The organism is Marinobacter shengliensis, from assembly GCF_003007715.1.
Lineage (GTDB): Bacteria > Pseudomonadota > Gammaproteobacteria > Pseudomonadales > Oleiphilaceae > Marinobacter > Marinobacter shengliensis.
On the sequence record NZ_PXNO01000022.1, the window covers coordinates 69,095 to 92,428 of the forward strand.

Genomic DNA, 23,334 nt, shown 5'->3' on the forward strand with positions numbered 1-23,334 from the left:
ATGGCAACACAGGATTTTCTGGTCGAACTGGGCACCGAAGAACTGCCTCCGAAAGCCCTCAAACCGCTGTCTGACGCCTTCACCCAGGGCATTGTCAAAGGCCTGGAAGAGGCGGGCGTGGCCTTCGGCAAGGTCGAAGCCTTCGCCGCCCCACGCCGCCTTGCCGTGCGCATTCGCGACCTGGCCGATGCCCAGCCAGACAAGCCGGTAGAGAAGCGTGGCCCGGCGGTGAAAGCCGCCTTTGATGACGCCGGCAACCCCACCCGGGCCCTGACCGGCTTTGCCACCTCGCTGGGCATCACCCCGGACCAGCTCGACACCCTGGAAACCGACAAAGGCGCCTGGCTGGTGTATCGCACCGTGGAGCAGGGCAAACCGACCGTCGAGCTGATGCCCGAGCTGGTAGAGAAATCCCTGGCAGCGCTGCCGATTCCCAAGCGCATGCGCTGGGGCGCCCACAAAACCGAATTCGTGCGCCCGGTACACTGGCTGATCCTGCTGTTCGGCAACAAAGTGATCGACATGCCGGTGATGAACCTGAAGCCCGGCAACAAAACCCGTGGCCACCGGTTCCATTGCCCGAAAGAGCTGATTGTACCGACCCCGGCCGATTACGAAGTGGTACTGAAGCAGGAAGGCTACGTGCTGGCCGACTTCGCCGAACGCCGCGAACAGATCCGCCAGGGCGTTGCCCAACTGGCAGAGAAAGAAGCCAACGGCAAAGCGGTGATCGACGAAGACCTGCTGGACGAAGTCACCGCCTTGAACGAATGGCCGGTGCCACTGATGGGCCGCTTCGAGGAGCGCTTCCTGGAGGTGCCCGCCGAGGCGCTGATTTCCTCCATGAAGGAGCACCAGAAATACTTCCACGTGGTGGATGCCAGCGACAACATGCTGCCGCTGTTCATCACCGTGGCCAACCTGGAGAGCAAAGACCCCGCCCAGGTGATCTCCGGTAACGAGAAGGTGATTCGCCCGCGCCTGTCCGACGCCGCGTTCTTCTACGAGACGGACCGCAAGACCAAACTGGAAGACCGCATCGAGGCCCTCAAGCCCATCGTGTTCCAGGACAAACTCGGCAGCATTTACGACAAATCCGTGCGGGTGGCTGCATTGGCGAAGAAGATCGCCGAGGCCATCAACAGCGACCCGGCCCTGGCCGAGCGCGCGGCGATGCTGGCCAAGACCGACCTGGTCACCGAAATGGTGCTCGAGTTCACCGATCTTCAGGGCATCATGGGCCAGTACTACGCCACCAACGACGGCGAACACGCCGACGTGGCCAAGGCCCTGAACGAGCAGTACATGCCGCGCTTTGCCGGCGACGACCTGCCCACCACCCTAACCGGCTGCGCCGTGGCCATCGCCGACCGCATTGATTCCCTGGTGGGCCTGTTCGGCATCAATCAGCCGCCCTCCGGCACCCGTGACCCGTTCGCCCTGCGCCGGGCCTCCCTGGGTGTGCTGCGCATCATCATCGAGCGAGAGCTGCCGCTGGATCTAAACGACCTGTGTGCATGGGCAGAGGAAGAACATACAAATACAACTGAGCCCAATACCGCTGAGGCGGTAGTGGACTACATGCTAGAGCGCTTCCGTGCCCACTACGACGAGCAGGGCATCGGCGCCGAAGTGTACCTGGCCGTGCACGCCCGCCGCCCAACCCGCCCGCTGGACTTCGACCGCCGGGTGAAGGCCGTGGAAGCCTTCCGGCAGCTGCCAGAAGCCCTGGCCCTGGCCGGCGCCAACAAGCGGGTGTCTAACATCCTCACCAAGCAGGGTGGAGACAGCATCGGCGAGACGGTGGATAACGCACTGCTGCAGGATACCGCCGAGAAGACCCTGGCCGCGAAGGTAGAAGAGCAGGCGCAGAAAGTACTGCCGCTGTTCGAGCAGGGCGACTACGCCAGCGCACTGACCTCCCTGGCCAGCCTGCGCGAGCCGGTCGACACCTTCTTTGACGACGTGATGGTGATGGCAGACGACGAGGCCGTGCGCGACAACCGCCTGGCACTGCTCAACCGCCTGCGCAACCTGTTCCTGCGAGTGGCCGATATCTCCCTGCTGCCAACGGCCAGCTGAGGTACCGCTCCGCAGTTATACGGATAAATTTCCCCAGGGACGGGGTAGTAAAACGGCCGGCAATCCGTATAATACCGGCCGTTGATCGGCGTGTAGCGCAGCTTGGTAGCGCACTTCGTTCGGGACGAAGGGGTCGGAGGTTCGAATCCTCTCACGCCGACCATTTTCCCTCCTGTTTTGTCTTTTCCTGTTTTAGTTTTCCAACGCTGTTTCTCTGGGTTCTTACACCCCGAGCCCATGAATTTCTGTATCCTTAGTAAATCTGCTCATGATTAAAGGGGTATTTTGATGAATGAGGCGATCGCCCGGCTACGTCAGTTCCGGGATGACAGAGACTGGAAACAATTCCACAACCCGAAAGACCTGTCACTGGCCCTGAGTATCGAGGCTTCGGAACTGCTGGAGCTGTTCCTGTGGAAATCTCCCGAACAAGCCGATGTCAGCAAAGTGAAGGAAGAGCTGGCCGACGTGATTGCCTATGCGCTACTGCTGGCAGACAGCTATGAGCTGGACGTAGAACAGATTGTTCTCGACAAGATTGCCCTGAACGAAAGGAAATACCCGGTCAGCAAAGCCAGGGGAACCTCGAAGAAGTACACGGAGCTATGAGCCATTCACCGATGGTAGAGATTCAGCGCTACCCCTTCAGCCGGGACGCCCTGAACGACTTGCGCGATAATGCCTTTGCTGCGGGCAACTGGCCCCTGGTCTACTTACTCAGTGACGAAAAGCACCGGCGCGCCTATATCGGCGAAACCACCGACACGCTCACCCGCATGAGCACTCACCTCAAGCACGACGAAAAGCAACTGCTGACCGCGGTGCACCTGATTACCAGCGAGTACTTCAACAAATCTGCCACCCTGGATGTGGAATCTCTGCTGATCAAGTACATGGCCGCCGATGGCAAGTACACCCTGTTGAACGGCAACCTGGGGCTGGCTGACCACAACTATTACCAGCGCGGTGCCCTGTATGAAGAGGTGTTTCGGGAAGTCTGGAACCGGTTGATTGCCAAGGGGGTTGTGTCCCGCACCCTGGACCACCTTGATAACTCCGATGTCTTTAAATACTCCCCCTACAAATCCCTGTCCTTCGATCAGCGCCAGGGCCTGCTCACCATCATGCATGAGCTGCTCAATCCCGGTGTGAAGAACATCGTGGTGGAAGGGGGAGCCGGAACCGGCAAATCGGTACTGGCCATCTTTCTGTTCAAGCTGCTGCATTCGGAAGCACACCAGATCAATCTCAAGGAATTCTCTGAGGAAGAGGCCGAGATCGACTCTCTGCTCTCGTCGCTCAAAGCCGTCATGCCCAAACCGAAAATGGCGCTGGTGGTGCCGATGACCTCCTTCCGAACCACCCTCAAGAAGGCGTTCAGGCATGTCTCCGGGCTCAGCCCTGACATGGTCATCAGCCCGTCCGAGCTCACCAAACAACACTACGATATTGTTCTGGTGGACGAGTCTCACCGTTTGCGCAAGCGCAAGAATCTGGGCGCTTACTTCGGCAGCTTCGACAAAGCCTGTGCCGCGCTGGGTATGGACAAGCATACCTGCTGCGAAGTGGACTGGGTCTGCCAACAGGCGGGCAAAGCAATCTTCTTCTACGACGAGGGCCAGTCCATCAAACCCTCCGATGCCGATCTTGAAGTGTTCCAGCGCCTGAAAGTTGCCAACGGCTCGGTCACTCATCGCTTGCTGTCCCAGTTCCGGGTAAAGGCCGGGCAACCCTATGTCGAATTTGTGGATAAGTTACTGAACGGCCGTGTTGATGATGGCGTGGTGTTCTCCGCAAAGAACTACGAATTTGAGGTCTTCGACTCCCTCAAAGACCTGGTCCATACCATCAACGAAAAAGAGGAACAGGTCGGGCTGTCACGGCTGATCGCCGGTTATTCCTGGCCCTGGGCCTCGAAGAAGGATAATGAGGCTTACGACATCGTGATCGACGATGTTCAGCTACGCTGGAACAGCACCAATACCGACTGGATCAACAAGGAAGGATCACACCGGGAAGTGGGCTGCATTCACACCACTCAGGGCTATGACCTGAACTATGCAGGCATTATCTTCGGAGAGGAGATCCGGTATGACCCGGACAGCCAGTCCATCGTCATCGACAAGGGCAACTACCACGACCGCACCGGTGGCCAGGGCATCAAAGACCCGGCGGAACTGAAGCAATACATCATCAACATCTACCGCACCATCATGCTGCGCGGCATCCGCGGCACCTTCGTCTACGCCTGTGACGATGCGCTGCGGGAGTATCTGAAGCAGCACATTCCGGTTCACACCGCTCATATCGAGCAGCCTGAAGCCACACACGTAGTGGAGCTGGAACCTTATGTGAATGCCGTGCCGCTGTTCGACCTGCAGGCGGCTGCGGGGGATTTCGGAGCACTCAGTGATGTCAGCTACATTGACCCTACCAGGCACCCAGACTGGGTCGGAGTGCCCGATGGAGTGCGAGTGCGTAAAGACATGTTCGCCTGCCGGGTGTTCGGCGAATCCATGAACCGGGTTATTCCCCATGGTGCCTTGTGCCTGTTTCGGACCGACCCTGGTGGTTCCAGAAACGGAAAAACGGTTCTGGTGGAGTGTATGGACAGCATTGATGCAGATTCAGAGTCACGCTACACGGTGAAGGTCTACGAAAGCTTTAAGAATGAAGACAAATACGGCTGGCGCCATACCCATATTCAACTGAAACCGAACTCTTACGATGACAGTTTTCAACCCCTTCTCCTGACAGATGAAGAAGCACTTCAATATCGAGTGGTTGGGGAGTTTGTTGGCGTTATTGATGAGTAGTATACAGATCAAAGGTGTTTGACAACCCAAACCCAGCATATCAGACTTCAAATCACATCCGCCCCTTGGCAGTACGCCTCCCTCAACTATCCCGAGGGTGTGCCGAGCCCTTGGGGCTTTTCTGTTTAGGGAAAACCAAGGCGCTTTCAGCGTCATGGAACATGGGGAAAGGACAATACCCTCTGTGACCAAAGCCTTATCCACCGTTGAAATCGTAGAAGTTATCCGCCGGTCGGAGCACGGGATGACCGAACCCTTTATCTGCCGGGGCGACGATGACAACTTCTACTTTGTAAAAGGCATTGGCGCAGGCCGGGACAGTCAGATCAAAGAATGGGTTTCCGGTAACCTGGCACTGCTCTTCGGTATACCCGTAGCGCCATTCAGAATTGTAAACGTGCCAGAAGAGATTCTGGAGATACTGCCTCCTGGCCATGCAAGAGATCTTGGTGCTGGGCCTGCATTTGGCTCTTTAGAAAAACGCCTCACGGAAATAACCGTTCCCCAGATTCGAGAGGTTCCGCTAAAGATCAGAAAGGCCCTTCTATGTTTTGACTGGTGGATTGCAAACGGCGACCGGTGCTTTTCCGAGAACGGTGGTAATCCGAATCTGTTCTGGGAGCCCAGCAAGAGGGAACTGGTCGTTATCGATCACAATCAGGCCTTCGATACAGAAGTTACTGCAGAAACCTTTTTCCGTGACCACATCTTCCACGATGTGTCTGCGGACATTGCGGATGACTTGGTTGAGCGGCAGATCTACACTGACAAAATGAATGACGCACTCTTCCACTGGGATTCGATCGTTGCCGGGTTGCCAGAAGAGTGGTTTTATATTGATCCTGAAATGACGATTGAGCTGGGTCTGAGCACCGATGAGCTTAAAACGCATTTGTTACGTTGTCTGAGCGATGACTTCTGGAACTGGAAATGACTAGGTTTGCTTGTAACTACGCCATTGTGCGATTCATGCCATACGTCGAAACCGGCGAGTTTGCCAACGTCGGCGTTTTGCTGTGGATACCCAAGCAGAAAACTTTGTTGTTCAAACTTCTACGACGTAAGTACGGACGAATTACTCAATTCTTCGAAGAGCTGGATAAACAGGTCTACCTGAAGGCCATGGCTGATCTGGATACCGAGCTTCACCGAATCGAGGGGCTGCTGAAGGAAGGTGCTGTGGTAACCGCCAATCCAAATCTTGAATACGGCTTCCATAAGGGCATTTTCAAAGAAATCATCCGTCCCCGTGAGACCATTGTCCGCTTTAGCGAGCAAAGGGCCATTCTGACGGAGAATCCGACAGAAACACTCGCTGCACTCTACGACTATTACGTTGGCCGCAACTTCGTGACCAAGGAGTATCAGGAAGGGCTGATGGAGAAGGGTATCAAGCGCCTGCTAGATCAGGAAAATCTTGGCAAGCGCTATCAAAAGCGAAAAGTTCAGGACAAGGTTTACGGTGTTTCCTTCCCCTTTGTCGAAGAGCAGAATCAAAAGGCAGTGAGGGTGATCAAACCATTATTTCTGGGCCAGGCCGATTCAACCGCGATTATCGAGCATGGTGGTCAGTGGCAACTTAAGGTCGAACAACTCAGAAAACGGCAACTACTTCATGGCCCAGTTTTATTTCCCGTAAAAGGCCCCGAGGATGCTAAAGCCGGCGACCACCGCCAAGAGGCTTTCGAAGAAACCAAGCAGAGTCTCTCAGGTGAAGGCATAGAACTGGTTGCCTTTGAAGAGCACAAGAAGATTTTGGAATTCGCTTCTCAACTTGTGCATTGAACGACCATTTTCGTGATCTCACGAAAATGGTCATCTTTTATTCCCGTCAACGCGACTGCTCCACCACAATCAACTCCCCAAGCTCAAACCCCTCCGCCTCTGCCCTTTCCATGAACGTCTCCAACACCTCCTCACTCACCTCCGGCGTGCGCGACATAAGCCACAGGTAGTTTCGGTTGTAGCCGGTGATGTAGGCGGTGGTGTAGTCGTCATCCAACCCGAACACCACGTAGGAGGCGTAAAAGGGCCCGAAGAACGACACTTTCAGGTGGCCCACATTGCTGTCACCCACAAACTTTGCCCGGCCCTGGGCTTCTTTCCACTCACCTTTCTCTTCGCTATAGCCCCGGTTGATGACCTTGATGCTGCCGTCGTCATTCAGGGTGTACTCGGCGGTTACCTGGTTCAAGCCCCGCTCGAAGGAATGGTCCAGCCGGGCGATCTCGTACCAGGTGCCCAGGTAGCGGTTCTGGTCAAAGCCGGTGACCGGTTCGATGCCTTTGGGCAAGCCGGTGCAACCGGCCAGCAACAGGAGTAGGGTGGTCAGCAGAGCAAAGGGTTTCATCAGGCGCTGTCCTTGATTCAGGGAGATGCAGCAACAACCATAACAAAGCGCCGGCGAAAACACTGCTGTGATTGCCTGAGCTCTGGAATGCGAAAAGCGACGTATACTGAACCTCAACCAATCAAGGAGAACAGGCATGATCGGATACGTAACCATCGGTGTCAGCGATATGGGCAAGGCCAAGCAGTTTTACAGCGATCTGCTGGGGGATCTGGGCGGCAAGGTGTTGCTGGATATGGAGCGCATTGCGTTCATTGGCGAGAGCATGGCCAAGCCCATGTTGGCGGTGTGCGTACCGTTCAACGGTGAGCCCAACCATCCGGGCAATGGCAACATGGTGGCGATCCCCGCGGGGTCCAAAGCAGCTGTCGATAAGTTTTATCACAAAGCCATTGAGCTGGGCGCAACCTGCGATGGCGAGCCTGGGCAACGAATTCCGGATATGTTCTACGGCGCCTATGTGCGGGACCCGGACGGCAACAAGCTGGCGTTCTTCGAGTTCGGCTAAGCGTGCAAAAGGCCCCGTCGTGGGGCCTTTTTGTTGGTGACGCGGTTCAATACGCGCCGCGAATCAGATCAATCCCCGGCTTCAGCACTTCCCGCCAGGCTTCCCTCAGCTCTGGTGTGTATTCCGGATCGTGTACTCGCACCGTTTTCAACAGGGCTTCTTCCCACAAACCGTACCACTCCGGCTGGATGTCCATGCGCTTGCGACTGTGGCTTTCACCCAGATCCCGCAGTTTGCGATCAGACATGCCCCGGGCCACCAGAATAATCTGCATCACGCCGTTACGCAGCAGATGGCGCTGGGCGGGCATATCGGTATTCACAAACCGGGCGCGAATAGCATCCGAGCTAGCCATAAAGAAGTCGTAGAAATCGACGAAGAATTCATCTTTCCGGCAGCAGCGGCCATAGCTCTGAAATACGAGATCCGTTGGGTTCATTTGCAATCTGTGTCCTTGATCAACGGTGGGATTGTCATTAAAGGCCACGGATTCTAAGCAAGCGAACAAGATTTTCCATAGCGAGTTGTAACACCTGTCGCTGTCAGCGACGGCTATCTATAGCTGTCGTAACTGCCTGCTCAGATAAACCACCACCCCGGCAGCAGTCGTTTTACCGAGGGCTGCAGAAACCGGTCATCAATCAGCCAGATCACGCCCTGGTCGTCCGGGGTGCGGATCACCCGGCCGGCGGCCTGGGCCACTTTCTGCAGGCCGGGGATCAGGTACGTGTAGTTGTAGCCTTCGCCAAAGCGTTGCTGCAGGCGGTCTTTGAGGATTTCATGCCAGGGGTCGAAGGGCGGCAGGCCCAGGGTGGCCACAAAGGCGCCGATCAGCTGCTCGCCAGGCAGGTCGATGCCTTCACTGAACACGCCGCCGAGCACCGCAAAGGCGACGCTGCCTTCGGGTTTCTGGAACTCCGCCAGGAATTGCCTGCGCTGCTCCGGGCTCATGCCCGGCTGCTGGGAACGCTGGGGGGTATCCGGTGCCTGGTCCGCCAGCGCATCACTCACTTCTTTGGCGTATTTGAAGCTGCTGAAAAACGCCAGGTAATGGCCCGGCCGCTCCCGGTACTGTCTGGCGATCAGTTCGGCGATGGGTTGCAGGCTGGCCTGCCGATGCACCTGTCGGGTGCTGATGCCGGGGGTGAACTGCACCTGCAATTGCTCGGCGCTGAACGGGCTGGGCAGGGAGGTGAAGCGGGCGTCTTCCGGCAGGCCAAGTAGATCCCGGTAATAAACGCCGGGGCTGAGGGTAGCGGAGAACAGCAGTACCGAGTGCGGGGTCTTGAAGCGTTCGGTGAGGAAATCCGCCGGGATCAGGTTCTGGGTGGTCAGGCTGGCCCGACCACGACCGCTGCGCGCGAACTCGCAGAGCGAGTGATCCCCGAAGCTGTCCGCCAGTTTCATAAACGCCACACTTTCAAACATCACTTCCTGCAGGGCCAGGTCTGGCGGGTTGTCGGCCAGGTAGTCAGTGATCACGGAAACCATGGCCTGCAACGCGCCCAGCAATTGCGGCGGCAGGGTGGCCAGGAACACCGGCTGCGCCTGCTCACCGTGATCCCGAATCAGCGCCTGCCAGGCCCGGGCGGTGCGGTCCAGGGCTGCTTTTACCGGTTTCGGGGCGGTCTTCTTCAATTTCAGCAAGCGCTGTTGCTCCAGCTGCACTGAATACATGCCACGGGCCCGATCCACCAGGTTGTGGGCTTCGTCCACCAGCACGCTGGCTCGCCAGTTGTTCTGGCGGATCAGGCCATGCAGCAGGGCCGACTGGTCGAACAGCCGGTTCACATCGCCAATCACCAGATCGCTCCAACGGGCCATTTCCTGGGCCAGAAAGTAGGGGCATATGTCGTGACCTTCCGCGATTGTCGCCAAATTCTGCTGATCCAGCGGCTCCTTGCTCTGCACCGCCTCGGCCCGGGCATCAGGCAGGCGATCAAAAAAACCTTTGGCGAGGGGGCAAGACTCGCCGTGGCAGGCTTTGTCCGGGTGTTCGCAGGCGTCGTCTTTCGATACCAACTCCAGGGTGCGCAGCGGCCAGGGTTGTAGCTCATCCTGGGCGTGTCGCAACTTATCCACAGCATCCAGCGCCAGTTGCCGGGCGGTGTTGCGGCAGGTGAGGTAGTACAGCCGGTCCTGCTTTGCCGCGGGCATCGCCATCAGGGCCGGGAACAGGGTGCCCAGGGTTTTGCCCAGGCCCGTGGGGGCTTCCAGCAGCAGGGTGCCGGCTTTGACGGAATTCTTGTACACCGTCTCCGCCAGTTGCCGTTGTCGGGGGCGAAAGTCCGGGAAAGGAAAGGTCAGGGTGGCCAAGAGGGCATCACGCTGATCCCGATGGTGCTCTTCCTGCTCGGCCCAGGCTTTAAAGCGGCCACACAGGGTTTCCAGTTCCTGCCAGAGCTCGTCTGCCTTGGCGGTTTCGGTGAGCACGGTTTCCTTGTCCCGGCCGGTGTCGTAATACACCAGGGCCAGTTCCACGCTTTTACGGTTTTCCTGCCGGCACAACAAAGCGCCGTAGGCCCGCAACTGGGCCCGGTGCAGGGCGCGCTGGTGGGGGCGAATTCGGGACACATCCCCCCGGTGAGTCTTGATTTCTTCCAGCCGGTTCTTGTGGGGGTGGTAGCCATCGGCCCGGCCGGAAAGCTCCAGCTCCATGCAGTTTCCGGTAAGTGAATACTCGCTTTTATAGCCATAGCCACGTTTTGACTGGATCGCCTGGTGGCCGGCAATGCCCTCCTCGGCACTTGGCGCCGGGGTGTAGCGGAAGTCCAGGTCGCCGTGACGGGCCGCGAATTCACACAGGGTGCGGACGGCGACTTTCACAGGCTTGCTTCGTCGTTCTGCCAACGCACATAACAGACGCTGGCCGGGATACCCTGCCGGGCGAAGAACTGAAGCCAGCGAACCTGGTGGTCCTGCAGCCGGTCGCCGGGGCCTTTTACCTCGATCATTTCATAGCGCTGTTCCCGTTGCCCGGCGTCCGGCACCAGCCGGATCAGGTCGGGGAAGCCACTGCGGTGTTCCTTGATGTTGTTGAGCAGGCGGCGGAACAGGGCCTCCAGATGGCGCGGGGGAATGCAGTGCAGGGCCAGCTCCAACAGCTCTTCATCCAGTACCGGCCAGAACACAAAGGGATTGGCGATACCCTGCTTGGTCTGAAAGGTATCGAGAATGTCCCGGCGATAGGCGCCGGTTTCCAGCAAACGGAAACGTTGCTCGAATGCCTGCTGGCGACGGTCGACAAAATCTTCCCGGGTCAGGTCTGCCGGACCAATGTGGAAAGGATGGAAGAAAGCGCCGGGCAGGGGCTTGAAGATCACCGGCCAGCACAGCAGCCCGAACAGGGCGTTGATCAGGGTGTTCTCCACATAGAACACCGGCGCGTCATCGGTGCCCAAATGACGCAGGGCCGCCAGTTCCACGGTGCCGGTGTCTGGCTTGGGCAAGGTCAGGGTGAATTCCCTGAGGGTGGGTTTATCCACAGGCTCGGGCTTGTCCGCCCCCACCTTGGGCGCCAGCCGTTTCAGCAGGCGGTTCAGGCCCTGGGCTTCGGCGTCGGTCAGCTCACTGGTCCGCCACTGACAGGCAATGGCCCAGGCTTCATCAAAACGCTTCATACGCTCCAGCAACCGCAGCTGTTTCAGTCGCGCTTCCCGGTGGCCACTGGCCGCCCATACCTGCAATGCCAGTTCCTGCTCGCCCTGGCGCTCCGCCTGCCGGCCCAGCTCCAGCAACAGCCGGTCCCGGCGGCTGGTGAGCCAGGGGTTATCCACAGGGCCGGGTACATCCGCCCAGACCTCTGTGGCTGGCTCACCCCGATCAAGCCGTTCCCGGCACTGATGCATTTGCAGGTAACCATCCACTTCCGAGCGATGCTGAAAGGCGCGAGATTCCGGGGTAAAGGCCACCGGCTCGAACTGCTGCACGCCCAGTTCCACCAGCACAAAATCCGTCCAGCTCTGGCGCAGGTTGCCGAAAAACATCAGGCGGATACGGTCGAACAGGGCCATGTCCTGGAGCTGGACCACTTCCGGGGCCTGTTCACCGACTGCCTCTGCCAGCCAGTGCTGCAGGGGCTTTAGTTCACTGAACGCTTCCGCCAGCAACTCCCGCATCTGAGCTTTTCCCAGCGTTTTCGGGTGGCCCTGTTGGTGCAGCCAACCGCCAAAGACCGGCCTTAGTTCAGCCAGGGTAAACAGCCGGAACAGATCATCCAGGCTCAGCTCCGGCGAGTTATCCAGCCAGCCCTCCTGCACCAATAACTTGAGCGCTTCGGCCTCCGGCACCGGCAGTTCCGGATAATGCAGCTTGTCGGCCCGGAACAGCTCACCGGTACGCATCACCATCCGCGTGAGCAAGGCCCTTGGCCCGGTCGCCAGGTTGGCAAACGCCGCCAGCCGGTTTCGCTCCCGATCGGTCAACAGATCTGCGTGATGATCGGCCACCCAGGACACGATGGTGTCCATGTTGCTCAGGTAATACAGGGGGTCTTCAAGGTTCGCTGTTTGCGGGCGCTGACCCATGTGTTCTGTCGTCATAGGGCTGGAACTGTAATCCATGCACAAAAATTAATCATCACACGCCTTGCCAACCCCTCTAATGATAACTATTATCATTTGCATCAAGACAAGGAGGACGCCATGAAATTTCTCTGCCCGCGCCATCGCCAAATGTTTGCCCGCCTCTCCATCAACGAACAGAACGATCTATGGCTGTTCTGGATGGAATACGCCTTCACGTTCTGCGAAACCGAGCAGACCGAGAAGATGATCGCCGCCACTGGCAGTGCCTTTGACCTGGCCTGTCTGGCCAGGGCGGACCACCCGGAATGCATGCACGTGGAACTCACACTTTCCGCCATTCTGGTGTGCCGTGCCCTTCGGGACCGTGGTGATCACAACGCGGCAGACTACGTGCTGTTCAGCGCCCTGGAAAGCCTGCAGTCTTCCGAGCCCTGCTATGGCAGTCCCAGCGGCGGTTGCAGCACCGATCAGTGCATTGAAGTGCTGCTGGACACCTCCCGGCAAGCCAGCTTTTTTGCAGAATACCTGAACTGGCCCGCCACGCCACTGGCACCTCGGGCACAACGTTCGGCAATGGTCGCTCACTAACGCAAAGGAGGGGTTATGGGAATGCTATTCAATATCCCGGACGCATACCGGAAGAAGCAGGCGGAACAGATATCTTGGCTGGATTGGAAGCCTGGTGGTCAGGTTTGTATCAGTATCGATGCTGACTGCCTGGCCAGACTGTTGGCAAAAAACCAGCTCCATGTTCAGGACTTTTCCTGCACCGACGAGGCCTCAAAACAGATTGTCAGGGGCCTGCTGCTGGATTGTCTCCGGGTACCCTGAGATCGTCAGATACCCAGGTCCGCAGGCTGCAAGCGAACTCCGGCAATTTTCCAGGCTCCGTCCGTCATCTCCATGCGGTAATAGGCGTCCCAGCGTTTGCCTTCGGGCCCTTGCAATCGAACCACCTGGATATCAAAGCCATCATGAGGTACCCGCTGGGCAAACTCGATGGCGGTGGCGCTGTGAACGGCGGGGTAGGCCTCGCGCACCATCGCCAGAAAACCTTCAGAGGTGCCAAATCGCCGTTTGATCCCTTCCGAGGCATACTCCCAGGCCTGAACCTCATCCTCATTGGCAAAGGCTTCAATCTGGCTGAGGATGGCGTCCTGTATATCGGCATCCGCGTCATCGTCCGCCAGCGGTCTGGAGGACCAGGCCAAGGCAAGCACCAACGCCATCGTAATAGTCAGGATAACGCCGGTTTTGATGTTAATGATGTTAAGCCCCATGACGACCACCCGCATTCTGTTCAACTTTTAATCAATACGCTACCACTGCGGCTGCGGATTGATCCATCACTGTTGCTGCTCAGGCCAAATCAATCGCCCCGAGACTCGATGCGAGGGTCCGCATCTGCGGTCACATACGGTAACCTGTACCCTCAGGATTGACTCGGACACCAGACAAGGAATCCCATGGCGGCCTCACCCACCATCGCACCCGGCTTTCATGCCATTCACGCCAATCATCTGGAAGATCTGCGCCGGGCGGTGGTGTACATCTGCCGCCAGAACCCCATGCCGCCGCTGCAGAGCGAGACCTTTCTGGTGCAGAGTAACGGCATTGCCCAGTGGCTGAAGCTAGCCCTGGCGGAAAAGCGCACCGACGATGGTGTGGAAGGCGGCCTGGGCATTGCCGCCGGCATGGATTTCCTGTTTCCGGCGCGGTTTATCTGGCAGGCCTATCGTGCGGTGCTGCCGGATGGCGAGGTGCCGGAGCAGTCTCCTTTCGACAAGCGCCGGCTGGTCTGGCGGCTGTACCGGTTGCTGCCGGAACTGGTTGGGCAGGATAAGGCCTTCACGCCCCTGGCGCGGTTTCTGGACGGTAGCGACACCGACCTGCGCAATTTCCAGCTGGCCGAGAAAGTAGCCGACCTGTTCGACCAGTACCAGGTGTTCCGGGCCGACTGGCTGGCGGCCTGGGAGCAGGGCAAGGACGTGGTGATTACCGCCCGGGGTGAGGAAAAGGCCCTGGATGCGGAAACCCTCTGGCAGCCGTTGCTCTGGCGTAAACTGGTAGAGGACGTGGGCAGCGAGGCCCACACCAGCCGCTCGCAGATTCACACCCGCTTTATGGAACAGGGCCAGCGCATCGGCCAGCCGGCCAACCCGGGGCGCCTGCCCAAGCGCATCGTGGTGTTCGGGGTATCATCCCTGCCCCGGCAGGCACTGGAAGCTTTGTCTGTATTGAGCCGGTTCAGCCAGGTGGTGCTGTGCGTTCACAACCCCTGCCAGTTCTACTGGGCCGACATCATCAGCGACCGGGAACTGCTAAAAGCCGAACGCAAACGGGGCGCCGCGCACCCGGTGTTGTCACAGATTGACGACCCGGACCAGCTGCACCAGCACGCTAACCCGCTGCTGGCGGCTTGGGGCAAGCAGGGCCGGGACTACATCCGCCTGCTGGATGAATTCGACAACCCGGACGACTACCGCGCCAGCTTTCAGACCCCGGGGCAGAAGATCGACATCTTCACCGACCATGGCGATGTGGATAACCCCTGCTTGCTGCACCAGTTGCAGAACGATATCCACAACCTGACGCCGCTGCAGGAAATCCGCCAGCAGCAGCGCACGGTGGATCTGGCCTGTGACCATTCCGTGGTGTTCCACGATGCCCACGGCCCCCAGCGGGAAGTGGAAATCCTCCACGACCAGTTACTGGCCGCGTTCAATGCCGACCCCACGCTGCGGCCCCGGGATGTGATCGTGATGGTGCCGGACATCAATGTGTACGCGCCCCACATCCAGGCCGTGTTCGGCCGCTATTCACCGGGCCGCAAGCGCCACATTCCGTTCACCATTTCCGATCAGGGCCAGCGCCACCATGAACCGGTGCTGATTGCCCTGGAAACCCTGATGTCGCTGCCCCGCAGCCGATTTGGCGTAAGCGAGATCATCAGCCTGCTGGAAGTCCCCGGCATTCGCGACCGCTTTGATATCAGTGAGGACGACATTCCCCTGGCCCGGCGCTGGGTGGAAGGCGCCAACATCCGCTGGGGCCTGCACGGCCAGCACCGGGAAAGCCTGGACCTGCCGGCGGAGCTGGATCGCAACACCTGGCAGTCTGGCCTTCGGTCCATGCTGCTGGGCTACGGCATGGGCGATGACGAGCCCTGGGGTGGGGTGGAACCCTATGGCGAAATTGGCGGCCTACAAGCCAGCCTGGCGGGGCGTCTGGGCGAGTTCGTGCACCAGCTGGAAACCCTGTGGCAGGCCCTTCAAACCACCCGCACTCCGGAGCAATGGGAAGCCCTGTTCTCCGCCATGCTCGAGCAGTTTTTCCACAAGGTGGAAGGCCAGGACCTGCTGTTGCTGAACCGCTTCCGCCGCCAGCTGGAGCAGTGGCTGGAAGATGCCCTCGCCGCAGGCCTTGATGATCAGCCACTGCCCCTGAACATCGTCAAGGATGTGCTGCTGCAGGGCCTGGACGAAGGCGGTCTGAACCAGCGCTTCCTGGCCGGCAAGGTCAACTTCGCCACCCTGATGCCGATGCGGGCCATTCCGTTCCGCAAGGTGTGCCTGCTGGGTATGAACGACGGCGACTACCCCCGCTCCCGGCCACCGGTGGATTTCGACCTGATGGCCCAGGACTATCGCCCCGGCGACCGTTCCCGCCGGGAAGACGACCGATATCTGTTCCTGGAAGCCCTGCTGTCCGCCCGGGAACAGCTGTACATCAGCTGGGTAGGGCGCAGTATCAAAGACGACTCTGAACGGCCACCCTCGGTACTCATCGGCCAGTTGCAGGATCACCTGGACAGCCTGTGGGCCGTGGCAGGCAAAACGGACAGCTCGGTTACCCAAGCCCTGACCACCCAGCACCCGCTGCAACCCTTCAGCCGGGACTACTTCCCGAAAGCCAATGGCGTCGGCGAAGGCGAAGAGGCCCGGCCCAGGCCGCTGGCCGAGGTGCTGCAGGCCCGTGGATTGTTCACCTACGAACGGGAATGGCGCAGCGCCCACGCTGTGGATAACTCTGAGCAGAGCCGGGAAGCCCTGCCATACCAAGCTCCGGAAGAACCCATCAGCCTGAACGATCTGGCAAACTTTCTGAAAAAGCCCATCGACACCTTCTACCAGCGCCGGCTGCAGGTGCGCTTTGAAGACGTGGAAGACGAGGATACCGACAACGAAAACTTCGACCTGAACGGTCTGGACCGCTGGCGCCTGGATAACGAACTGATTCAGCACAGTGTGCTGAAAGCCGCTACCGAGGAAGAGTTGCACGAACGGCTGGAAACCAACCTGGACCGCATGGCCCGGCGCGGCGACCTGGGTATGGGCGTCACCGAACATCGCCTGCGCACGGAACTGGCCGGCCGGTTGCCGGATCTGTTTGACCGCTATCGAGGCGCCCTGGCGGAATGGCCGGAAGTGGTGGCCGAACCTTTACCCTTCGAGTTTCGCTATTCAGGGGATCTTGGCTCGGTTGAGGTGGCAGATTTAATCGACAACCTGCGCTGTAATCACCAGGGGCAGTTGTGCCGCCTGGTAATTGCCAGTTCCGGCCTGCTCACCGGCTCCGGTTACTCGAAAAAAGTGCGCTACGCCAACCTGCTGCGGGACTGGCTGATTCACCTGGCCGGCCAACTCAGCGGCCAGCCCTTTGAAACCCTGATCCTCGGTAAGGAAGAAGGCCGCAAATTCCAGTTCCCGGTGATGGCCCTGGAGCAGGCACGAAAGCATGTCGAAGCCATTGTCAGCCGCTGGATGGAAGCCACCACCCGAGCCCTGCCATTGCACTGCGAGGCCGGCTTCGCCTGGATTACCAGCTACTACGGTGGCAAGAAATTTGTCGGCGACCACGAACGGGCCATCAGTGAGGCGGAACAGGCCTACGCCACCGCCCTGGACCGGGACACCGGCTACCTGCTGGGCGCCTTCGAAAGCCCCGAGGCGCTGATGGCCAGCGGCGAGTTTGAAGCCCTGCTGCACCAGCTTTATGTCCCCTTATGGGAAGCCGAACAGGGCAAGTCGGCGGCGGAGCAAATCGGGAGCATGGAATGACCGACCAGATGACCAATCGAAACCCCAACCTGGACCCGCTGGCCATGCCCCTGAACGGCAGTGCGCTGATCGAAGCCAGCGCCGGCACCGGCAAAACCTTCACCATCGCCATCCTGTATGTGCGCCTGGTACTGGGCCATGGCCAGGCAGCAGACAGCCCGCTGCAGAACCTGCTGCCGCCGAACCTGCTGGTGGTGACCTTTACCGACGCCGCCACCAAGGAGCTGCGAGACCGCATCCGCACCCGGCTGACCCAGGCCGCCGAGGTATTTTCCGAAGCCGCTGACCACCTTGAACCCACCCCGGAAACCGCACTTATCCACAAGCTGCGGGATGACAGCTACCCGGACCCGGACAGTTGGCCCGACTGCCGCAAGAAGCTGCTGTTGGCCGCCGAATGGATGGACGAAGCCGCGGTATCCACCATTCACGGTTTCTGCAATCGTATGCTCAGCGAACACGCCTTCGACAGCGGCAGCCTGTTCAAGCCCACCCTGGAAACCGACCAGAGCGAACTGCTGGACGACGTGGCCCGGGACTACTGGCGCACGTTTGTTTATCCGTTGCCGCCGGCTCTGATGGACGAAGCCCTGAGCCACTGGAAAACCCCCACCGACCTGCGCAAGGCGGTGCGTAACCTGATCGACGATCCAGAGGCCCTGGGTAACCCTCCAGAGAACGTGCACCAGGCCATCAACCAGGTGGTCAGCGAACGGCTGGCACGGGCCAGTGAACTGAAAGCCCACCCCTGGGGCCAGTGGCAGCAGGAAGTTACCGACCTGTTGAACGACCTGAACAAAGGCAAACGCCTGCACGGCGGCAGCAAGAACGCCATGCTCAAGGTGTGGGAGTTCCTGGTCACCTGGGCCGAATCCGATGACCTGCTGCCGGAGAAGCTGGACAGCGCCGCCGGATTCAAGAACCAGACCCCCGAGGGCCTGGACAACATCCTGAAAGGGGACGACCCGGCGCCTCAGCACCCGGCCTTTGACGCCATCGAAGCCTTGCTGGAATTCGGCCAGAACCAGCCCAGCGCCAAGTCCGATATCCTGCGCCACGCCAGCCACTGGATTGCCGAGCGGCTGGAAGCGGAAAAGCAGCAGCGCTCGGAAATGGGCTTTGATGACCTGCTCACCCGCCTGGATGACGCCCTGCATGGCCCCCGGGGCGAACAGCTGGCCGCCACCATCCGCCGGCAGTTTCCGGTGGCGCTGATCGACGAATTCCAGGACACCGACCCGGTGCAGTACCGCATCTTTAACCGGATCTACGCGGTGCAGGACAACAGCGCCAACACCTGCCTGCTGATGATCGGTGACCCGAAACAGGCCATCTACGGCTTCCGGGGCGCCGATATCCACACCTACCTGCAGGCCCGGCTGGGTGTGCAGGCCCGCACTTACACCCTGGGCACCAACTTCCGCTCCGCCAAGACTATGGTCAGCGCCGTCAACCGGGTGTTCGAGTACAGCGACCAGCACAGCCCGAAAGGCGCCTTCCTGTTCGGCAAAGGGGACAGCACGCCACTGCCGTTCCAGGGCGTGGATGCCAACGGCACCAAACGCCTGTGGGCGGTGCAGGGTGAAATCCAACCCAGCCTGATGTTCTGGACCCACGAATCCGATGAAACCGACAAGGATGGCAACCCCAAAGGCCTCGCCAAAGGCGCCGCCACCGCCGAGGTGGCCGAAACCTGCGCCAGCGAGATTGCCCGGCTGCTGACCCTGGGCCAGGCCGGGCAGGCAGGCTTTGTCCTGCCAGATAACCCGACTGACCTGGAGCCCGTCGAACCCAAAGACATCGCCGTGCTGGTGAACAACCGCAACGAAGCGGCTGCGGTGCGCGACGCCCTTGGCCGCCGGCGCATCAAAAGCGTGTATCTGTCGGACCGGGATTCGGTGCTGACTTCCCGGGAAGCCAAAGAAGTGTTGTGCTGGCTGCGCGCCTTCGCCGAACCCCGGCAACTGGCCTTCATCCGCGCCGCCCTGGCCACACCAACCATGGGCCAGAGCTGGCAAGCGCTCGACCGGCTGCTGACCGACGAGTTGGTGCTGGAACGGGAAATCGAGCGCTTTCAGGGTTACCAACAGCAATGGCAAAGCCAGGGCGTGCTGCCCATGCTGCGCAGCTTTTTGATGGACTTCGAAGTGCCGGGCCGCCTGCTGCAGCGCCCGGATGGTGAGCGAAGACTGACCGACATCCTGCACATTGCCGAACTGCTGCAGCAGGACAGCCTGCAACTGGACGGCGAACATGCACTGGTACACCACTTCACCCAGATCCTGCGGGCGGCAGACGAAGAGGACGAACACCGCACCCTGCGCCTGGAAAGCGACGCCGGGCTGGTGAAGGTGATCACCGTGCACAAGTCCAAGGGCCTGGAATACCCGCTGGTGTTCCTGCCCTTCGGCACCGCCTTCCGGGCAGAAAGCCAGAAGCAGGCGTATGTTCGCTACCACGACGACACCGGCAAGCTGGTGACGGTGTTCGACCCAACGCCGGAAGACATCGAACAAGCCGACCAGGAACGCCTGGGCGAGGACATCCGCAAACTCTACGTGGCCCTGACCCGGGCCCGGTTTGCCACCTGGGTGGGCGCGGCGGCTGTGGATAACTGGCACCAGAGTGGCCTGGGCTATGCGATTGCCGGAACACCGGAGCAGCCCATCAGCCAGGCCCTGGCCCCGCTGGCGCAAGGCCGCCCGGACATCCGGATTACCCCACTGCCGGAGGCCGAAAGCACGATATTCACCGAAACCGCCCCGGAAGCCCTGGGGCCAGCCCTGGTCTCCACCCGGGAAGCGAAGGAAGACTGGTGGATTGCCAGTTACTCCACCATCGAATACACCGGCATGGCAGGTACCGGCATTACGTTCACCGGCGAGGTGGAAGACGCCCAGACCCAGAACCTGCTGGAAGAAAGCGCCCAGGAGCATGTGGAAGAGGCACCCGCCGTGCCCGCCATACGCAACCACCACCATTTCCCCAAGGGCGCCGGCCCCGGCACCTTCCTGCACGAATTGCTGGAGTGGTGCACAGCCCAGGGCTTCCAGCGGGTTGTGGATAACCCCGAACTGCTGCATGAGCAGCTGGCCCGCCGTTGTGGCACCCGGGGTTGGGGCGACTGGGTGGACCCCCTGCAACAGTGGCTGCTGGCACTGATCCGAAAGCCGCTGAAGCTGGACCGGGAAGGGCAACAAAGCGCCAGTCTGGCGCAACTCGGCAGCCTGCGCCCGGAACTGGAATTCTGGTTTGAAAGCCGCAACGTCAGCATCCGGCAACTGGATGCCCTGGTCACCCGTTATACCCTGAACGGCGCCGATCGGCCCCGGGCCGAGGCCAACCGCTTCAACGGCATGCTCAAGGGCTTTATCGACCTGGTGTTTGAACACAAGGGGCAGTATTACGTGCTGGACTACAAATCCAATGCTCTGGGCGAGGACGACGACGCCTACACCGACCAGGCCATGGGCCAGGCGATTCTGGATAAACGCTATGACCTGCAATACATCCTCTACCTGCTGGCCCTGCACCGGCTGCTGAAGGCCCGACTGCCCGGCTATGACTACGACCAGCACATCGGCGGCGCGGTGTACCTGTTCCTGCGCGGGGTGAATTCCGCCAGCGGCGGGGCGTTTACCGACAAGCCACCCAGAGCGCTGATTGAACAACTGGATGCCCTGTTCGATGGCGAGCCGGTGTCCGGGGAGGTGGCCGCATGAGTCGTACCCGCCATACTGAAAACCAGTTTGCCCTGGACCTGGGCGACGACGCACCGGTGAACCCGGCGGCCACGGCATCGAGGAAAGCTGTGGATAACTCACACCTCCTGGCCAGCCTGAACGAAACCGAGGCCCTGTTAGGGCAATGGCAACAGGCCGGCTGGATTCGCCCGCTCGATACCGGCTTTGCCCGGCTGATCCGGGAACTCAGTGAAGAGCAGGGCGAAAGCCCGCAGCCTCTGGTACTGTTGTTGGCGGCACTGATCTCCCATCAGGTGGGCCGCGGCCACGTGTGTATCGACCTGGCCACGCTGCTGGACGATGCCGGCCATACGTTGGCACTGCCGCCGGAAGAACCGGCCAACTCCGGCCTCTCAGAAGCCGAGATGGCCAACCTGCATAAGCTTTATCCACAGGAGCTACTGGCGCGGGTGGAGCTCTCTGACTGCCTGGCAGCCCTTCAGGGTTCCCTCGCCGTGAGCGATGGTTCGGTATCAACCCCACTGGTACTCAACGGCACCCGGCTGTATCTGCGCCGTTTCTGGCGCTATGAGCAGCGCATTGCCGAGGGTATCCAGCAACGGCTGACCTTGCCATCGCCGCTGGCAGACCCTCAATCAGTGGCCGCGCAAACCTTATCCACAGCCCTCAACAAGCTGTTCCAGTCAACAGAACCGGTGGATTACCAGAAACTGGCCTGCGCCCTTGCCGCCCGGAACCGCTTTGCGGTGATCACCGGCGGCCCGGGTACCGGCAAGACCACTACCGTGGTGAATCTTCTGGCGGCCCTGCAGGCGGTGGCCGGGGAAAGCCCGGAACGGGCAGGGCGTAAGTACCGTATTCGCCTGGCGGCGCCCACCGGCAAGGCCGCCGCCCGCCTGAACGAATCCATTGGCGGCGCCGTCAGCAAGCTGCCGCTGGCAGACCTGCCCGGCACCGTGCAACTGGACGACATTCCCACCAAGGTCACCACCCTGCACCGGTTACTGGGCAGCCGGCCCGACACCCGACAGTTCCGCCACAACCGGGACAACCCGCTGCTGGTGGATATCCTGGTGATCGACGAAGCCTCCATGGTGGATGTCGACCTGATGGCCTCGGTGTTCGACGCCCTGCCCGCCAGCGCCCAGCTGATCCTGCTGGGCGACAAAGACCAGTTGGCCTCGGTGGATGCCGGCGCGGTGCTGGGCGAGCTGTGCCAGCGGGCCTTCGACGCCCACTACACCCCGGACACCGCCAGTTGGCTGGCCGCCATCACCGGCGCCCAGGTACCGGCCAGCCTTGTGGATAACTCAGGCCAGCCACTCGACCAGGCCGTGGCCATGCTGCGCAAGAGCTATCGTTTCGGGCAGGACAGCGGTATCCGACAGTTAGCAGAAGCCGTTAATACCAGCGCTCTGACGAGCACCGTGCTCAAGCAAATTCGTGACGCCGAGTTTGAGGATGTCATCTGGCTGAACGGCCACACCCCGAAACCCGCCCCGGAACAGACGCTTGAGCTGATCTGCCGCCACGCCATCACCGGCACCCCGGAGAGCTTCCTCAACGCCGGGCAGGGCCGGGTGGTCAATGGCAAAACACTGCCTTCGCCGGTGGGCTATCGCCATTACCTGGAAGTTATCCACAGCTCCAGTTTAACCGCCGACAGTCCCCGGGAAGCCTGGGATGCCCACGCCTCAAACGTGCTGGAAGCCTTCAACGACTTCCAGGTTCTATGTGCGTTACGCAAAGGCCCCTGGGGCGTGGAAGGCTTAAACCAGCAAATCGCCCAAAAGCTGCTGGCGGAGAAACTGATCGACAAAACCGAAGGCTGGTATGCCGGCCGGCCGGTACTGGTCACCGGCAACGACTACAACCTGGGCCTGATGAACGGGGACATCGGTATCACTTTCAGTGTGCCCTGGGACAGGACCGCCACTGGTGAGCCAAAAGACACCTTGCGGGTGGCCTTCCCGAGTGGTGACAGCACCGGCGGCATCCGCTGGATTTCCCCAAGCCGTCTACAGCAACTGGAAACCGTTTACGCCATGACGGTGCATAAATCCCAGGGCTCGGAGTTCAACCACACCTGCCTGGTGCTGCCGGACCGCCTCAGTCCGGTGCTTACTAAAGAGCTGGTTTATACCGGCATCACCCGGGCAAAGAACTGGTTTAGCCTGATTGCTGGCGATGCTCAGGTGTTCAGGGACAGTGTGGGGCAACAGGTGGTGCGGGCGTCTGGCCTGGCGCTTCGGCTTGGGGATAACTAGGCCCTGGTGTTCCGGACTTTG

General features: G+C 60.1%; 16 protein-coding genes and 1 tRNA gene. 12 read left to right on the forward strand and 5 right to left on the reverse strand.

Translation table 11 applies throughout. The features are described from left to right. The 6 genes from glyS (at position 1) to C7H10_RS08835 (ending at position 6,683) form a co-directional block, all read left to right on the forward strand. On the forward strand, positions 1-2,082 hold the full coding sequence (gene glyS / locus C7H10_RS08810; RefSeq protein ID WP_106694573.1) for a glycine--tRNA ligase subunit beta: 2,082 nt from the start codon (positions 1-3) through the stop codon (positions 2,080-2,082). A gap of 86 nt (positions 2,083-2,168) precedes the next feature. Beyond that, positions 2,169-2,245: transfer RNA gene (locus tag C7H10_RS08815), tRNA-Pro, on the forward strand. A 125-nt stretch (positions 2,246-2,370) separates the two neighbouring features. Then, the gene (locus tag C7H10_RS08820; RefSeq protein ID WP_106694574.1) at positions 2,371-2,691 is read left to right on the forward strand and encodes a nucleotide pyrophosphohydrolase; all 321 of its coding nucleotides are present in this window, start codon (positions 2,371-2,373) and stop codon (positions 2,689-2,691) included. Beyond that, positions 2,688-4,898, forward strand: a complete 2,211-nt coding sequence (locus C7H10_RS08825; protein WP_106694575.1) for a DNA/RNA helicase domain-containing protein — start codon at positions 2,688-2,690, stop codon at positions 4,896-4,898. Before C7H10_RS08820 ends, C7H10_RS08825 begins: the two co-directional genes overlap by 4 nt. Positions 4,899-5,082: 184 nt before the next feature. Further along, positions 5,083-5,832: a HipA family kinase gene (locus tag C7H10_RS08830; protein ID WP_244178231.1), complete on the forward strand. Its 750-nt coding sequence runs from the start codon at positions 5,083-5,085 to the stop codon at positions 5,830-5,832. Continuing rightward, the gene (locus C7H10_RS08835; RefSeq protein WP_244178232.1) at positions 5,829-6,683 is read left to right on the forward strand and encodes a DUF3037 domain-containing protein; all 855 of its coding nucleotides are present in this window, start codon (positions 5,829-5,831) and stop codon (positions 6,681-6,683) included. Before C7H10_RS08830 ends, C7H10_RS08835 begins: the two co-directional genes overlap by 4 nt. Positions 6,684-6,729: 46 nt before the next feature. Here C7H10_RS08835 and C7H10_RS08840 read toward each other — a convergent pair whose 3' ends face one another. Beyond that, entirely contained in the window at positions 6,730-7,248 is a 519-nt protein-coding gene (locus C7H10_RS08840) for a lipocalin family protein (RefSeq protein ID WP_106694577.1), read from the reverse strand. A gap of 136 nt (positions 7,249-7,384) precedes the next feature. On the opposite strand from C7H10_RS08840, the gene C7H10_RS08845 reads away from it, so the two are divergent. Further along, on the forward strand, positions 7,385-7,756 hold the full coding sequence (locus tag C7H10_RS08845) for a VOC family protein (protein ID WP_106694578.1): 372 nt from the start codon (positions 7,385-7,387) through the stop codon (positions 7,754-7,756). Positions 7,757-7,802: 46 nt separating this feature from the next. Here C7H10_RS08845 and C7H10_RS08850 read toward each other — a convergent pair whose 3' ends face one another. From C7H10_RS08850 to C7H10_RS08860, 3 genes are all read right to left on the reverse strand, one after another. Further along, positions 7,803-8,195, reverse strand: coding sequence for a globin (locus C7H10_RS08850; RefSeq protein WP_106694579.1), 393 nt, complete (start codon positions 8,193-8,195; stop codon positions 7,803-7,805). Positions 8,196-8,335: 140 nt separating this feature from the next. Then, positions 8,336-10,582: an ATP-dependent DNA helicase gene (locus C7H10_RS08855; protein ID WP_106694580.1), complete on the reverse strand. Its 2,247-nt coding sequence runs from the start codon at positions 10,580-10,582 to the stop codon at positions 8,336-8,338. Then, positions 10,579-12,297, reverse strand: a complete 1,719-nt coding sequence (locus C7H10_RS08860; RefSeq protein ID WP_244178233.1) for a VRR-NUC domain-containing protein — start codon at positions 12,295-12,297, stop codon at positions 10,579-10,581. Before C7H10_RS08860 ends, C7H10_RS08855 begins: the two co-directional genes overlap by 4 nt. Before the next feature lie 102 nt (positions 12,298-12,399). Here C7H10_RS08860 and C7H10_RS08865 point away from each other — a divergent pair, with 102 nt between their 5' ends. Beyond that, a complete protein-coding gene (locus C7H10_RS08865; protein WP_106694582.1) occupies positions 12,400-12,870 on the forward strand; it encodes a hypothetical protein in 471 nt (156 codons plus the stop codon). Positions 12,871-12,885: 15 nt separating this feature from the next. After that, positions 12,886-13,113 (forward strand): hypothetical protein, encoded by a 228-nt coding sequence (locus C7H10_RS08870; protein ID WP_106694583.1) that lies wholly within the window; start codon positions 12,886-12,888, stop codon positions 13,111-13,113. Positions 13,114-13,118: 5 nt separating this feature from the next. Here the strand turns inward: C7H10_RS08870 and C7H10_RS08875 are convergent, their stop codons facing one another. Further along, positions 13,119-13,562, reverse strand: a complete 444-nt coding sequence (locus C7H10_RS08875) for a DUF4864 domain-containing protein (protein ID WP_106694584.1) — start codon at positions 13,560-13,562, stop codon at positions 13,119-13,121. Positions 13,563-13,748: 186 nt separating this feature from the next. On the opposite strand from C7H10_RS08875, the gene recC reads away from it, so the two are divergent. From recC to recD, 3 genes are read left to right on the forward strand one after another with little or no spacing between them, the layout of a single operon-like run. Continuing rightward, positions 13,749-17,342, forward strand: coding sequence for an exodeoxyribonuclease V subunit gamma (gene recC / locus C7H10_RS08880; protein ID WP_106694585.1), 3,594 nt, complete (start codon positions 13,749-13,751; stop codon positions 17,340-17,342). After that, on the forward strand, positions 17,339-21,064 hold the full coding sequence (gene recB, locus C7H10_RS08885) for an exodeoxyribonuclease V subunit beta (RefSeq protein WP_106694586.1): 3,726 nt from the start codon (positions 17,339-17,341) through the stop codon (positions 21,062-21,064). Before recC ends, recB begins: the two co-directional genes overlap by 4 nt. Next, on the forward strand, positions 21,061-23,313 hold the full coding sequence (recD, locus tag C7H10_RS08890) for an exodeoxyribonuclease V subunit alpha (RefSeq protein ID WP_106694587.1): 2,253 nt from the start codon (positions 21,061-21,063) through the stop codon (positions 23,311-23,313). Before recB ends, recD begins: the two co-directional genes overlap by 4 nt. Positions 23,314-23,334: the final 21 nt, after the last annotated feature.